The organism is Agrobacterium sp. (assembly GCF_059499945.1).
Window position 1 is genome coordinate 12,678 of the sequence record NZ_JCABZP010000013.1, and the last position, 13,832, is coordinate 26,509.

16 protein-coding genes are annotated in these 13,832 nt (G+C 59.5%); 8 read left to right on the forward strand and 8 right to left on the reverse strand.

Annotation, left to right across the window (positions count from 1 at the left end; genetic code table 11):
* Nucleotides 1-139 precede the first annotated feature (139 nt).
* A complete protein-coding gene (locus tag AC5I5B_RS11450) occupies nt 140-1,234 on the reverse strand; it encodes a phosphonopyruvate hydrolase (protein ID WP_495752676.1) in 1,095 nt (364 codons plus the stop codon).
* 147 nt (nt 1,235-1,381) lie between these two features.
* On the opposite strand from AC5I5B_RS11450, the gene AC5I5B_RS11455 reads away from it, so the two are divergent.
* Nucleotides 1,382-1,696 (forward strand): hypothetical protein, encoded by a 315-nt coding sequence (locus AC5I5B_RS11455; protein WP_495752677.1) that lies wholly within the window; start codon nt 1,382-1,384, stop codon nt 1,694-1,696.
* A 144-nt stretch (nt 1,697-1,840) separates the two neighbouring features.
* Here the strand turns inward: AC5I5B_RS11455 and AC5I5B_RS11460 are convergent, their stop codons facing one another.
* The 3 genes from AC5I5B_RS11460 to AC5I5B_RS11470 all read right to left on the reverse strand — a co-directional run bounded on the left by AC5I5B_RS11460 (nt 1,841) and on the right by AC5I5B_RS11470 (nt 3,492).
* Nucleotides 1,841-2,125, reverse strand: coding sequence for a helix-turn-helix transcriptional regulator (locus AC5I5B_RS11460; protein WP_495752678.1), 285 nt, complete (start codon nt 2,123-2,125; stop codon nt 1,841-1,843).
* Between the two features lie 17 nt (nt 2,126-2,142).
* Complete coding sequence (locus AC5I5B_RS11465) at nt 2,143-2,373, reverse strand: hypothetical protein (RefSeq protein ID WP_495752679.1); 231 nt, start codon at nt 2,371-2,373, stop codon at nt 2,143-2,145.
* A 213-nt stretch (nt 2,374-2,586) separates the two neighbouring features.
* The gene (locus AC5I5B_RS11470) at nt 2,587-3,492 is read right to left on the reverse strand and encodes a LysR family transcriptional regulator (protein ID WP_495752680.1); all 906 of its coding nucleotides are present in this window, start codon (nt 3,490-3,492) and stop codon (nt 2,587-2,589) included.
* Nucleotides 3,493-3,686: 194 nt separating this feature from the next.
* Between AC5I5B_RS11470 and AC5I5B_RS11475 the strand changes: the two genes are divergently transcribed.
* On the forward strand, nt 3,687-3,899 hold the full coding sequence (locus AC5I5B_RS11475; protein ID WP_495752681.1) for a helix-turn-helix domain-containing protein: 213 nt from the start codon (nt 3,687-3,689) through the stop codon (nt 3,897-3,899).
* A gap of 261 nt (nt 3,900-4,160) precedes the next feature.
* Nucleotides 4,161-4,847: an XRE family transcriptional regulator gene (locus AC5I5B_RS11480; RefSeq protein WP_495752682.1), complete on the forward strand. Its 687-nt coding sequence runs from the start codon at nt 4,161-4,163 to the stop codon at nt 4,845-4,847.
* A gap of 102 nt (nt 4,848-4,949) precedes the next feature.
* Here the strand turns inward: AC5I5B_RS11480 and AC5I5B_RS11485 are convergent, their stop codons facing one another.
* On the reverse strand, nt 4,950-6,221 hold the full coding sequence (locus AC5I5B_RS11485) for a type II toxin-antitoxin system HipA family toxin (RefSeq protein WP_495752683.1): 1,272 nt from the start codon (nt 6,219-6,221) through the stop codon (nt 4,950-4,952).
* Nucleotides 6,218-6,445: a helix-turn-helix transcriptional regulator gene (locus AC5I5B_RS11490; protein WP_495752684.1), complete on the reverse strand. Its 228-nt coding sequence runs from the start codon at nt 6,443-6,445 to the stop codon at nt 6,218-6,220. Before AC5I5B_RS11490 ends, AC5I5B_RS11485 begins: the two co-directional genes overlap by 4 nt.
* Before the next feature lie 317 nt (nt 6,446-6,762).
* Here AC5I5B_RS11490 and AC5I5B_RS11495 point away from each other — a divergent pair, with 317 nt between their 5' ends.
* Genes AC5I5B_RS11495 through AC5I5B_RS11515 form a run of 5 tightly spaced genes read left to right on the forward strand, consistent with a single transcriptional unit; the run spans nt 6,763 to nt 11,844 of the window.
* The gene (locus tag AC5I5B_RS11495) at nt 6,763-7,980 is read left to right on the forward strand and encodes an ABC transporter ATP-binding protein (RefSeq protein ID WP_495752685.1); all 1,218 of its coding nucleotides are present in this window, start codon (nt 6,763-6,765) and stop codon (nt 7,978-7,980) included.
* Nucleotides 7,977-8,894, forward strand: a complete 918-nt coding sequence (locus tag AC5I5B_RS11500) for a carbohydrate ABC transporter permease (RefSeq protein WP_495752686.1) — start codon at nt 7,977-7,979, stop codon at nt 8,892-8,894. Before AC5I5B_RS11495 ends, AC5I5B_RS11500 begins: the two co-directional genes overlap by 4 nt.
* Nucleotides 8,891-9,736 carry a carbohydrate ABC transporter permease gene (locus tag AC5I5B_RS11505; RefSeq protein ID WP_495752687.1) on the forward strand — a complete coding sequence of 282 codons (846 nt, stop codon included), beginning with the start codon at nt 8,891-8,893 and terminating at the stop codon, nt 9,734-9,736. The genes AC5I5B_RS11500 and AC5I5B_RS11505 overlap by 4 nt, the downstream gene beginning before the upstream one ends.
* Nucleotides 9,737-9,790: 54 nt before the next feature.
* A complete protein-coding gene (locus tag AC5I5B_RS11510) occupies nt 9,791-11,056 on the forward strand; it encodes an extracellular solute-binding protein (protein ID WP_495752688.1) in 1,266 nt (421 codons plus the stop codon).
* 20 nt (nt 11,057-11,076) lie between these two features.
* Entirely contained in the window at nt 11,077-11,844 is a 768-nt protein-coding gene (locus tag AC5I5B_RS11515; RefSeq protein WP_495752689.1) for an HpcH/HpaI aldolase family protein, read from the forward strand.
* Nucleotides 11,845-11,863: 19 nt separating this feature from the next.
* Here AC5I5B_RS11515 and AC5I5B_RS11520 read toward each other — a convergent pair whose 3' ends face one another.
* Complete coding sequence (locus AC5I5B_RS11520) at nt 11,864-12,691, reverse strand: class I SAM-dependent methyltransferase (RefSeq protein ID WP_495752690.1); 828 nt, start codon at nt 12,689-12,691, stop codon at nt 11,864-11,866.
* Nucleotides 12,688-13,830 carry an aminotransferase-like domain-containing protein gene (locus tag AC5I5B_RS11525; protein ID WP_495752691.1) on the reverse strand — a complete coding sequence of 381 codons (1,143 nt, stop codon included), beginning with the start codon at nt 13,828-13,830 and terminating at the stop codon, nt 12,688-12,690. The genes AC5I5B_RS11520 and AC5I5B_RS11525 overlap by 4 nt, the downstream gene beginning before the upstream one ends.
* Nucleotides 13,831-13,832 lie beyond the last annotated feature (2 nt).

Sequence of the window (13,832 nt, forward strand, 5' to 3'; positions counted from 1 at the left end):
GGGAGGCTCCGCCGCCGGCGGAGCCTCCTTTCAGGCCGGGGAAATGTCTCCGGCCTGAAGCTGAAACAGCTTCTTCGCCGCTTGGTCGGCGATGCCGGGGTCGCAAGCCCGGCGCGGCTGGATGGTTTCGCGTTCAATACTAGCGCAGATAGCGTTTTTCCCACTCCCCGGCCTCTTCCATGCCCTGCAGCCGGAAGATCTCGGAAACTGAAACGATGTCGCGGTCCGCTCTTGCGATACCACCGTCGCTGCGGATGCGTCTGAACACCTGCTGCATGGCGGTGACGCAGGCGCGGATCCCGTGGTTGGCATAGATGACCATGGCGATCGTCCCGAGATCGCGGATGCGCTTTTCGGAAAGTTCGGGATAGGAGGTTGGCACGATGACGAGTGGGACCTTTCCGTCCCATCGGCGCGCAAAGCTTTCGATCTCGGCCGGGCTCCTTTCCTTGGAATGGATCAGGATCATCTGCGCACCGGCCGCCTCATAGGCTTTGGCCCTGAGGATCGCCTCTTCTTCGCCAAGGCCGGCGATCAGCGCCTCGGTTCTTGCGATCACGCAAAAATCCGCGTCACGTCGAGCCTCAAGCGCGGCCTCCAGCTTGCCCTGGAATTCCTCGGTCCGGACAAGGTCATGACGCCCACCAGCGGCAAGGCTCGAGACCTTCGGAAACGTCTTGTCCTCGATGACGACGGCTGCGGCCCCCGCCGCCTCATAGGCGCGGACGACGTGACGGACATTGAGCGCATTGCCGAAACCGGTATCGATATCGGCAATGACCGGCAGCCCGGTTGCGGCGGCAATCGCCCGCACCATTTCGAGGTGTTGCGACATGCTGACGATGCTCATGTCCGGCACGCCGAAGAGAGCCGAGAGTTCAAAGCCCGAAGCCCAGACGGCGTCAAAGCCCCCTTCTTCCGCCAGGCGGGCCGATAGCGGGCTGTGGGCCGCCATGACATGGGCCAGTCCGGTTGTCTCGATCTGCGCCAACAGGCGTCTGCCGGGGCTGGCTACCGTTTCTTTTGCTGGGCTGATTGCCCGGTTGATTGCATGGCTCATGGCGAGGTTCCTCTTGTGGGGAAGGCATGAAACTGGCTTGCCGGTTTCAAAATGGCCGGCACGCGACACATGCACCCCCATGGCCCTGCCGGCAAACCGCGCCATCGCAAAATGCGGGGCCGTCCATGCAATCACTGCATGGTCGATATCGATCGCAGCCGGAAAAACTGTCATCCTCGCCGCCGGCGCCCTCCCCTGTCGTCACCATCATGCTCACCGTAACGCGGCGCGCCTTGCGCCTGATCGCGGGAACAAGATTTGGGCTTTACGAATCCGGGGACGATGCCAATTGGGCCGGTGGCGTGGAGACGGGATTAGACGATGGATGAAGTTTCGGGCGAGCTTTCCCGGCTTGTTGTACTGTTCCGGCATCAGCATCGGGCATGGCTTGCGACTGCCGGTCCGGGCGAGGATCTCGACGCCGGGCTTCCGGAATTCGACCGGATGGAGGAGACGGGCGACCGGATCCTGCGCCTTCCCTGCCGCAGTCAGGCGGATATTCGCGAGAAGATACGCGTCGTGCTGGAATTCGAGGCGTTGCGGCTGCCGCTCAAGGAGGATGCCGCAGGTGACGGGGATATGCTGCGGATTTTCCTTTTGTCCTTTTCCCTGCCAGCTAACGCAACCCCGGCTTAGGGGCGTTGGAAAATGGGCAATTGAGCTCAGACGCGGAAAATAAGATCGACGAAATTCGGCTTAAATAATTGGTCCTCTCCTCCTTGGAGTGCAATCCAGCAATCAGACGTTCTAGCAATCTGGTTCGCAATTCTGTGCGCGCTATCACGGTTTACTGTTCCGCGGAACGAAGCCAACTCCGAAACCGAATAGCCGCCCGATTTTGTCCAACGTTTCAAGCGTTGGATTTGCAGTGCCGGCTTCTATCTCCGCGACTTGTCTCCGAGTAATCGACAGCGTCCTGGCAAAGTCCTCCTGCGTCATGCCGAACCCCTTACGGATTTCCGCCACAGCACCGGGGAGCCTCAGATCCCCAGTTCGAGCACGTTCCGCCAGTGTTCGCCGGTTTTCAAGTACCTCCTCTTTTGTCGGCTTCTTCCATCGCGCCATTTAGCGGTCCTTCGCAATCATCGGAACGCCGCCAGAACGCTGTCTGCAATCGCAATGCCGCGTCCCATTGCACGATCCAGAATGTCCGGAGACGTTCCCATCTCTTTCGCCATCGCCGGAGCCCGGCGCAGGTGGCCGGCAAACTCGATGAGCCTAGCTGCGAGCGCTTTCTGCTCAGCAGGCTCAGGCATCAGTTCGTCGCAAATGCGCTTCCAATCGGAAAGATGATCGCGACCAGCGTCGCGCATCGTAATACCGCTCACCATAAAAATGGGTCTGAAGCGTTAGGCGCATTAATCGACCCTTTTAATGGTTCAAATAAAGCATTTTTAGAAGTTATTCGACCCATCACAGTGGGTTGAATAACTTCTGTTAGAGTAGCCACGACCGAAGCGGTCATGGAAACGTCCGCTCGGGCTGGCTTCGTCGAGAAGATGCGGCAGTACTGCACCGAAGCCGCCCTACTCCCGCAGCAACGCCATGGATTTGCAAAGCCGGATCAGCCAGCGGCAGAAGGCACGGGCCAGTTCCGGATTGCCGCTGCGGTCGAGCGCATAGGCGCGGTAATCCATACCGCTCGGCGCGCCCGTCTCGGGCACGGCCTTCAGCAAGCCGTTGCGGATGAAGCCGGAGACGATGATCTGTGGGGCAACCATCAGGCATTTCCCGGTCGTTGCGGCTGGCAGCGCCAGATAATGATGATCGACCCGGGCGCCGGCGGTAACATCGCTGCCCGAAAGCCCCATGGCCTTCAGCCAGGTCGGCAAGATGTCCGGACGCGAGGTGATCGCCAGGATCGGGATTGCCCTCACCATCTCGATCGTCCTGTCGCGCACCTGCCCGGGCGCGCCCACGCAGATGAGTTCTTCGCGGTGGATCAGCCATTCATCGGCCGGCTCGTCCACCCGCAGGTCACGGGTAATCAGGACATCGTAGCTGTCGGCGGCATCCGGTTGTGTGAGGGATGTGACGACATCGATCGTCGCGCCGCCCATTTCATTGGAAAAAAGCTGCAGGTTCGGCACGAGAACATGGGAGGCGAATGTCGAGAGCGAGGTGCGCACGACAAGCCTGTTGATCGCCGCAGGATCGCGGCGCTTCATCCGGTGGGTGGTGAAGCAGATCGTCTCGAGCGGTTCGGATATCGCCTCGGCGTAAAGCCGGCCGAATTCGGTCAGTCGACCGATCCGGCCGCGGCGATCGAACAGGCTTGCGCCGAGATAGCTCTCGAGCACCGCAAGATGCCGGCTGATCGAACTCTGCGTCGTTCCCATCATCGTAGCCGCCCGCGTCAGATTGCGTTCGCGCGCCACCGCTGCAAAGGCGCGGATGGCGTTCAGCGGCACGGGCTGCATGTCTCTCGTCAAGCTTGGTTCCTCCTGAATGGCGACGCAGATATGAATCGTCTGTTGATTATAGTCAACAATGCATTGCGAAAGAAGACATGTCGCGGTGGCTCGGCATTTGCTCTTTAGCCAGCTTCGCCAACGCCTCCTTCCAGCCATGAAATGTTGACTATAGTCAATGGCGCGTTTGGTCGTCCCACGGCATTGCATAGGATATGGATATCGGGACGCTGGTCGGCAGAAACATCGTGAAGATCCGCAACGAACGGCGCGTCAGCCAGGAAGAACTGGCGTTCCGGGCGAGCATCGATCGTTCCTATCTCAGCCAGATCGAGTCCGGCAAACGCAACCCCTCGCTCCGGCTGCTGGCGAAAATTGCCGACAGCCTCGGCGTCAAGGTGGCACGCTTTCTCATGGAAGACGAATAAGTCTTCAATACCGTATGGCTGAAGAAATCGCCCGTAAAACGTGAAGGTTTCACCTATCAATATCGGACCTCCATCAGGCAAGCCTACGGCGCTCGGCGCGGCTTGTCTTGCCGCCGTCAAAGACACGGTGCATAAAGGATTCCTTGAGAGCGAAGCCCCTGACTGGCCTTCTCTTTTGGGGTTATTTATTCTGCGACACAGAGAGGGATAGATCACAATTCGGATTTTGTAAATCGGAAATGTGACTTATGCGGTGGTTTATTGGCTAGACCTGAGATTCAGCCCAAGACAGCTCTTGGCGCGCGTCTTCGCGAGTTGCGGCGAATGCTTGGCGTTTCAGAGAGGAATGTTTTTGCCGCCCAGCTCGGCGTGAGCAAAACTACACTTGGGAACTATGAAAAAGGCGAGTCCGAACCCACAGCGTCGGTGCTGGATTCCTACCGTCGTAACTTTGGCGCGAACGTTCTTTGGTTAGTCGCGGGTGAAGGGGAAGTGTTTTCCAAGTCTGCTGTGGTAAATGAAGAAGTGGATATGATCCAAATTCCGCTTCATGATGTGCAATCGGTGGCGGGTTTTGGGTTGGCCCCAAAGAAAGATGACCTTCAGTATATCGCTGCTTTTAACCGCGCCTTCCTGCGAGGCATAGGCGCGACGCCCGGAAACTGCATCATGCTTGAAGCCAAGGGCGAAAACATGTGGCCGACTATTCCTGATGGCGCATTCATGATTGTCGATCAAAGCAAGACTGACATCATCGACGAAAAGGTCTTTGTCTTCCGGGTCGGACCGGGAATAAAGGTGAAGCGAGCGAATTGGCTCATGGACGGCTCGCTTGAGTTGCGATCGGACAATGAGCAGAATGGCTATCCGATGGAAATTATCGCGAAGGAAGCCGCAGCCGATCTCGTTGTCGTCGGACAGGTGCTATCTCTCATCAGAAAACCGTGATCGAAAGTTTTGTTTTCGATTAGCGCTGAAACGGGCTGACATCTGATCGTTTGTTTTTGCCCGGAGCGCACGTTCTCTGCGCAAGGCAGATTGATTGCGAACCTAGCGAGCTTTAGCGAATGTCAGAGAGGTTAGTTGCGCTCGGTCTTCGATTGCGCCCACTGCCTGCACCAATGCCTGGCTGTCTGATACGCTGGATAGACCATCTGCCACGCCGGCGCTTTGCTTCAAAACAGCTTCGCATAGCTCTGAAACACGGCGGCGAACGAGTGCAAAACCGACGCCGGCGTCTTTCGCGAACATCTGCCAAGCTTCTTCATCAATCTCAGCAAGCGTTGCGCGCTTTCCGATCCTCATGGCCAGTTTTGGTGAGAGTTCCGGATAGGCCACTGTGGAAAGCAGATCGTACAACGGAGCCATCCTTGGCCCATCGTTGTCATAGAGGATCGAGAAATTCTTGCCGTGAGCATCAGCATTCCCGACGATCAGGTTAAAAATCGCCGCGTCAACCAGTCTCAGCACATCAGTCGCTGGCCGCGCTGATATCCGCCGCAACAGCTCGAAACAGTCCTTGAAGGTCGGGCCACCTTCGCTGGCGTATTTCGTTTCCGGCGGCACGCCAAGCGCCTGGCAGAAATCTTCCTGATGAACGCGGTGCACAATGCCGCTGTCATCGCGGACACGGTCATACCTTTCGATCAAAAGGAATGAGCGGTCTTGCGCAGACCTGGGCTCGACGTATGCTGTGTTGAGGCCGATCGCTGCTGCGAGCCTCATCACAAAGGCTTCGTTCTCGGTCGTTCCCCTGAAGCGTGTGATAGGTGGCTTCAAAATATGCGTCGTCGCCTGGCCGGTAAGCGGAAGCGCGATCTGACCATCGATCAGGACCACCGGAACTTTTGACTGGGCGCCCGCAAGCGACAGCCTCAAGCCTTCCTGACCAGCCAATAGCGGCCGCGCCGGAAGTGCGTCCAATATCTGAACGATTCCTGCCTCATCCAGAGGTGTCGTTTGCTGATCCACAATCAGTCCTGCGCTGATCGGGTCGTCGTCTTCAGGCAAAAGCTGAAGCGCGCCGGCGACGTCCCCGCCCAAGCGATCGAGAAGCGCGAAGTCGTTGGCAGGTGAAACACCCAACGCCTGCGCCACGACAAGACGCTGGCTTTCCTCCGGTAGCAGGCCGCCGAAAAATGGTCTGCATTCACGACGGGAAAAGCGCTCCGGGCGCTTCGGCAGGGAGGTAGATAGCGGAAGCGTTTTTTCGTCATCAAGCCAAGATGCGACGTAGGCGAAGCCGATGTCGCCATGCTTGTCTTGGGTGAACTGTCCGACAAGGCGACCATCCCACCAGACGTTGAGAACCCTTGCGGTCATCTGCGTTCACCCGGCGCAAGGATCTCAACCGAACAACCGAGCGTTTGCAGAACCTGCAAAACCTTCCCTATTTGGGCGGTCGGCTTGCCGGCTTCGAGATCGACAATGAAACGGAGGCCAACTCCAGAAACGCCTGCAAGCTCGTCCTGTCGCAAGTTTTGTTCCTTGCGTGCGCTGCGTACCAGTGCGCCGATGTCGGCTATGCTTCTAACCAGTTTCGCCATTTTTATTTCCCGATCGGGAAAATAGCATCAAATCGACGGGCTTGTCGAGTAAATTTACCCGATCGGGAAGATTGGCGAGTTGGGGTATAATTTTTTTGAAAAATTTCCCGAGCGGGAAATTCATGTTGGGGGATGCGAGGCCGCAGTAGCTCGGCGTGCATTGAGGACATCGATGACCTTCGCTTCCAGTCAAAACTGAAGCGGCGTCATCGCATTTTGCGATAGCTGTCATTGGCCTGTGAAGTCACGCCCCGGTCGCCCTGATAGTCACCATCCCGTCAGGCAGACGGGCCTGGCCGACATCAGAGAAGCAAGCCATGGCGCATATATCCATCGATCGTATCGTCAAGCGATACGCCACATCGACCATCCTCGACGACGTTTCGCTTGAGGTCGCCGATGGCGAGTTCCTGACGCTGCTCGGTCCTTCGGGATGCGGCAAGTCTACGCTTCTGCGCCTTCTCGCCGGTCTAGACAGCCAGACCTCCGGTTCGATCTCGATCGGCGGGCGCAGCGTTGACGGGGTGCGTGCAAAGCAGCGCGACGTGGCGATGGTGTTCCAGTCCTATGCACTTTATCCCCATATGAGCGTTGCCGCCAATATGGCGCTTCCGCTGCGGATGCGACGCCTGTCCTTTTATCAGCGGCTTCCGCTCATCGGCGGTTTTCTGCCGGGCACGGCGAGAGCACTCTCCGGTATCAAGGACGATGTGACACAAACCGCCGAGGCCCTCGGCATTGGCCATCTCCTCGAGCGCAAACCCGCCCAGCTGTCGGGCGGCCAGCGGCAACGGGTCGCTGTCGGCCGCGCCATGGTGCGGCGGCCGGCCGTCTTTCTGATGGACGAACCATTGTCCAATCTCGATGCCAAGCTGCGTGTCGAGATGCGCGCCGAGATCAAGGCTTTGCATCGCCGTCTCGGTATCACCTTCATCTATGTCACGCATGATCAGTCGGAGGCCATGACCCTTTCCGACCGGGTTGCCGTGCTGCTGGACGGCAGGCTTATGCAGGTCGCCCCGCCGCAGGAAATCTATGCCGATCCGTGTGATCGCCGGGTGGCCGAGTTCATCGGTTCGCCGAAGATCGGCATGATCGATGCGATCGTGGAGGATCCCGGTCTCGCAAGGGCGGCGGGCACGGCGTTTTCGGTCAGCACGGGCATTCCGACAGGCGAGAGAGTGACGCTTGGCATCCGCCCGGAAGCCTTCCATCTTGTCGACCGCCGCGATGGCAGCACCTACGGCACCAACATAATCGCCGGCACCGTCACGCTGATCGAGCATATGGGCTCCGATCTTTTCGTCCATCTGGCCGTGCTCGGTTGCGCCAACCCTCTCATCGCAAGGCTGGCCGCCGAGCGCGCGCCGCCCATCAGGGGTGGCGAGAGCTTGTATTTCGGTGTCAGTCCGGAGCGCATCATCGTCTTTGATCGCGACGGTAAACGCATTCGCGCCGGGACCGAAGCAGCGGCGGGGACGCAGGGTATCCTTTCGGCAGCTCAGGTGCTGCCGCTGAAGGAGCGGGCAAGATGATCATGGGCCGCCGCTCTGCGACAACGAAAAATCCCGCCATGCGAAACGGCGAGGCCTTTGCGGCGTGGTCGCTCGCCGGTCCCGCCGCCGTCTTTCTCGTCACCCTGTTCTTCCTGCCGGTCCTTTCCGTCTTCGCCATCGCCCTGACCGACTGGAAGTTTGGCGAAGGCACGCTGTCCTTCGTCGGACTTGCCAATGTCAGGCAGGTCTTTTCCGACGCGGCGTTTCGCGCGTCCCTTGCCAATACGATCCTCTACGCGGCGATCGTCGTTCCCGGCTCCATCGTCATCGGGCTTTCCATCGCGCTGCTCATCGAGGCGGGCCGATCGATGCGCGCCTTTTATCGTGCCATCCACTTTCTGCCCTTCATGGCGACGCTCACCGCGATGGCGATTGCCTGGGAGGCGCTGCTGCATCCGACCATCGGTCTCGTCAACCAGACGCTGTCCGCCCTTCACTTTCCGACCGCCAACTGGCTGCGCGACGAAACCACCGTCCTGCCGACGCTCGCCGTCATCGGCATCTGGCAGAACCTCGGTTACGCCATGGTCCTGTTTCTGGCCGGTCTGAAATCGATCCCTGCCGATCTCTATGACGCCGCCGAAACAGATGGCGCTGATGGCTGGCTCGATCGCCTGCGCACCGTCACCCTGCCGATGCTTGGGCCGGTCACCATGTTCGTCTTCATCGTTGTTTCGCTGAAAGCCTTCGAGACATTCGACACGGTGGAAATCCTCACGGGCGGCGGTCCCGGCCATGCCTCGGAAATGCTGCTCTTCACCCTCTATCGCGAGAGCTTCCAGTATCTGCGCACCGGTTACGGCGCATCCGTCGCCGTCATCTTTCTCATCATGGTCGTTGTGCTCACCCTCGCCCAGGCCCGCCTCATGGACAGGAAGGTTCATTACCAATGAGTACCGCAAAACAAAGGGGCCTGGCCACATCCGCTGCCATCACGCGCCATGCGGCGCTTCTCATCACCGGGGCCTTGATGCTGTTGCCCTTCGTCTGGATGGTGTCGCTGTCGATCAAGCCGCCGGGGGAGATATTCGAAGCCTCCTTCTCCTTCTGGCCGCAGCAGTTCCACGGTCTCGAGAATTACGGCAGGGCGCTCACCGAGGCGCCGCTGCCGCGCTATATGCTGAACGGCATTCTCGTCTGCGCCATGATCCTCATTCTGCAGGTCGTCGTCTGCGCGCCCGCCGCCTATGCGCTCGCCAAGCTCGAATTTGCCGGCCGCGACCTGCTGTTCGGCATGGTGCTGATCGCCCTCATCCTGCCGCATGAGGTCCTGTCGCTGCCGCTGTTCATTCTCGGCTACCGGCTTGGCATCCTCAACAGCTATGCGGCGCTGGTCTTTCCATACATCGTTTCTCCCTTCGGCATTTTCCTGTTCCGCCAGTTCTTCAGGACCATTCCCGATGACGTCGTACATGCCGCCCGCCTCGATGGCCTCAGCGAGCTTGCCATCGTCTGGAAGATCATGGTGCCGATGGCCATGCCCGCGCTCATCGCCTTCGGCATCTTCTCCGTCGTCGGTCACTGGAACAGCCTGTTCTGGCCGCTGATCGCCGTCAGGGACCAGGGCCTCATGCCGCCGCCGCTCGGCATCCTGGCCTTCAAGAACGAGGAGGCCGGTAACGACTACGGCCCTCTCATGGCGGCCTCCACCATCGTCGTCGCGCCGCTCATCATCGCATTCCTCTGCGCCCAGAAATGGTTCGTCGAAGGGCTCACCGGAGGAGCCGTCAAATAACACCCGTCGACGACCACACCGACCAGTTTCAGTTTGATAAAAGGATCCCAGACAATGTTTACCTTGAAACGCCGTCATTTCATGGCGGGAGCATCGGCGACCCTGATCGCCACCACAACACTGGCGCGCGCTCAGCAAGCTGACGGGCTGCGCATCCTCGCCCTGCCCTCCATCTTTGCCGGCATGTACGGGGCGCTCAAGGACCAGTTCCTGCTGGGCAAGGATGAAAAGCTCGCCCTCGATACCTCGATCAGAGAAGACGAGGCCGCGGTAGCCGCAATCATGCGTGGCGCCCTGATCGGTGACCTGCCCGACCTGCTGTTCATCAGCCCGAATTATCTGCGCATCTTCGTCGATCGCAATCTCGCGCAGCCTCTCAATGGCCTGATTGCGGCTGAAACGGACTGGACGTCGCGTTATTCCGACACGATCACCCGGATCGGGGATTTTTCCGGCAAGACCTACGGCCTCGGTTTTGCCATCTCCATGCCGGTTCTCCTTTTCAACCGCGAGATCATGCGTCGGGCCGGAATCACGGAGCTTCCAGGCAACTGGAAAGAGGTGATCGAGGCCGGACGGCGGATGGATGCGCTTGGCGGCGGCGATACCGTCGGAGCCTTCATGGAATATGACAATGGCGGCAACTGGACCTTCCACGGGTTGCTCAACGGTTTCGGCGGGCGGATCCTCGACGCGACCGGCAAGGTTGGCTTTGCCGGGGAAGAAGGACGGCAGGCGCTCGAACTGTTGCGATCATTCGGCGAGGCCGGGCAGGCGCGCGCCGACATGTCGCGCGATCAGGCACGCCAGGCGTTTTCGGCGGGAAAACTCGGGATTCTCGGAACATCGAGCAGCGGTTTTTCCGCCATCGAAAGTCGCGCCGGCGGCCGGTTCGAGATATCGATGATGCCTTTCCCGGTCCCGTCGCCTGCCGGTAGACTGCCGGCAGCCGGTCCGGTCGGCATCCTGTTTGTGCGCGATCCGGCGCGCCAGCGCCGCGCCTTCGAGTTCATGAAGTTCGCTTCAGGCATTGCGGGCCAGACCATCATGGCCAGCAACACTGCCTATCTTCCGGCCAACGGTCTTGCCCTGAAATCCGACGAGCTTGCCCGTTATTATGCCGACAAACCAAGTGTGGCCTCCCTCATCCCCGCATTGTCGAAGATGGGACCCTGGGAGGCGTTTCCCGGCGAAAACTCGATCAAGATCACCGATGCAATCAAGCGGCATCTGGCGAGCGTCGCCCTGCTGAAAACCCCGGTCGAGACTGCGCTCGCCCAGATGGCCACCGATGTGAGCGCGCTTCTTCCCAAAGCCTGATGCCTTGAAAGGAATTTGAAATGGCAAGTTTTCTCAAACGCGACATGACCGCGCCACGGGCATTAAAGCAGAAACTCAAGTCAGGAGAGGTGGCGACGCTCGTCCATTCGAGCCACCCCTCGCCAAGTCTTGTCGAAAAGCTCGGCGAATGCGGCTTCGATGCCGTCCTGATCGATTGCGAGCACGGGACGGCCGGTCCCGAGCGTGTTGAAGACATGGCGCGGGCCGCGACATTGTCCGGCATCGTGTCGATCGTTCGTCCCGAAGACCCCCAGCCGTGGATGGTGACCAAATATCTCGAATGCGGCGTTGACGGATTGATGATCCCGTTGGTGTCGGACGCAAAAACCGCAAGGAGCCTCGTTGACCGCTTCCGGTTTTCGGCTCCTTTCGATCATCAGGACAGGCTGATGATCCTGATGATCGAGACCGTCGAAGCCGTCGAGAACCTGCCGGAAATTCTTGGCGTCGACGGTGTCGATGCCTATCTGGTGGCGCCCGGCGATCTTGCCCTGACGATGGGGGCGACGCCGTTCAGCTATGAATGGCATGGCGGCGAACGGCCGAAGGAGGTCGCCGCCATGATCGACAGGGCCATCAACACCATCATCGATGCCGGCAAACCCTGCGGCACGCTGGTCAATCACAAGGACGCGGCCGATTTCATAGCCAAGGGTGTGACGCTTCTTTACGATCACACCAACCATATGCTCAGCTACGGCGCGCGCGACTTCATGACGCGCGTGAAAGATGCGCAGGCATCGAAACCGGGCGTGCCCGCCGGCTGATCTGCGGGGTCGGCGTCGCTTAGCCTCGATCGCTGCGCGACGCCAGAAGCAGGACAACACGCCCACGTTCGACGAATTCCCGCGAAGGCGACATGGCTATGAGATGCTGACGCAGGCCCGCTTCGAATTCCTCGCGACGTGTGCCGAGAATGTTGGGGTTCGCCTTCGATGTCGAAAATGCATATCCCATGAAATCGTCAAGGTTCCAGTGGTGCTCATAAGGAAATTCGATTTCCTCGACGAGATTGAACGGCGATGCGAGAAGCATCTGCATGTCCGTTTTTTCCAGCCGCGGCGATTTTTCGGTTTTTCCGGCCGGGAAATGTCCGCCCCAGAAACGCCTTGTGAAATCGATCTGCGCCTCCCACCAGCCTTCAGGCTCGCAATTGGCGCGGCGCCGCGGCAGGATGATGGCGACGGCGCCGTCCTCTTCGATATGACGATCGAGAAGCGTCAGCACATGCGCCCTGTCCATCCAGTGGAATGCGCCGGCAATCGTCGCAAGCGCAAAGCGACCAAGGTCGGGCGGGATATCTTCGGAGGGCCCCTCGACATAGGCGATGTTGGTTGCCCCTTGCGCCTCGCCGAATAATCTCGCCTGTTCGAGCATGTCGCGGTTAGGATCGACCGCGACGACATCGCAGGCGTATCGAGAAAGGGGAACCGCGAACTGGCCCGTCCCGCAGCCAAGATCGAGAAGCCGGTCGCGGCCGGAATCCCTGAGGCACTGGTGGCCGAGCAATTCGAAGATGGCTGCCGGATATTCGAGTTGATAGCGGCTGTAATAGGGCGCAGCACTGTCGAACAGATCCTGCGGCGAGCGATAAGGTTGATCTGCCAGGGTCATGGAAAAGCTCCGTTTTGGGGTTGATTGATCAGGAGACCTTTTGTCCGGCTTTTCGGCGGGTGGCACAGGAGATCCGAAACGGTCCGAAGACCGCGCGTGAGTTCCTCAAGCGTCTTCGGTGCCGTGATCGCGACACGAAGTGCGTTTGGTGCCGGCCGGTCATCGACGCTGAACATGCTCGCAGCTCTCAAGGCTACGCCGCGATTGAAGGCCTCACCTGCGATCAGCTCGGCGGTCACCTGGTCCCCGACCGGCAGCCAGACATGAAGGGCGCCGTCGGCAAAACGGGGATGGAAGCTGCCGAGAATTTCACGCGCGATTTTTTGCCGCTCCTCGATATCGAGCCGAGCGCTTCGAAGGATCGCATCGAACCTGCCGGTTTCGACAAGGTCGCTTGCGAGCTCGCAGGAAAGCGCATTTGGAAACATCCAGGAGGCGCGCGCAAACCCGTCGCCCGGGTCTGAGGCGGTCAGATAGGAAGGCAGCGCCACATAGGCGATACGCAGCCCCATGGCGAGCGATTTTGAGAGGCTCAGAATATAATATGACCTCTGCGGTGCGAAGCTGTGAAGCGGTGGCGGCGCATCGGGATGCAGCATGCCGAGAACATCATCCTCGATGATCAGGAGGTCGCGGGCCTTTGCGATCCCGGCGACTTCCCGTCTGCGAGCGGCACTCATGACCGCGAGCGTGGGATTCTGCAAGGTGGGCGTACAGAACAGGACCTTTGGTCCGGACTGTCTGCAAACCGCCTCCAGTGCGGCCGGAACAATACCCTCCCTGTCCATGTCGACCCCGACGACTCGCAGACCCAGCGCGTTTGCCAGGGGCTTGAGGCAAAGGTAAGCGAGTTGCTCGGCAACGATGATATCTCCCGGTTTCGTTTCCGATCGCAGAATCCACAATAGCGATGACTGCGTTCCATTGGTGAGGACGATGCCCGTTGGACGCCAAGCGCTGCCGAAACGCCGGGACAACAGCAACGTCCCTGAAAGCCTGTCTTTCTCGGAACCGAACGGACGATTTTCGCGGAGGCGGTCCGCGATATCCGCGCTCCTGCTTAATCTCGACAGGCCATCGCTGAAGGCTTGAGAGAGACAAGGCGTGGTTGTCGGAAGCGCGGTTGACAGATCAATCATGA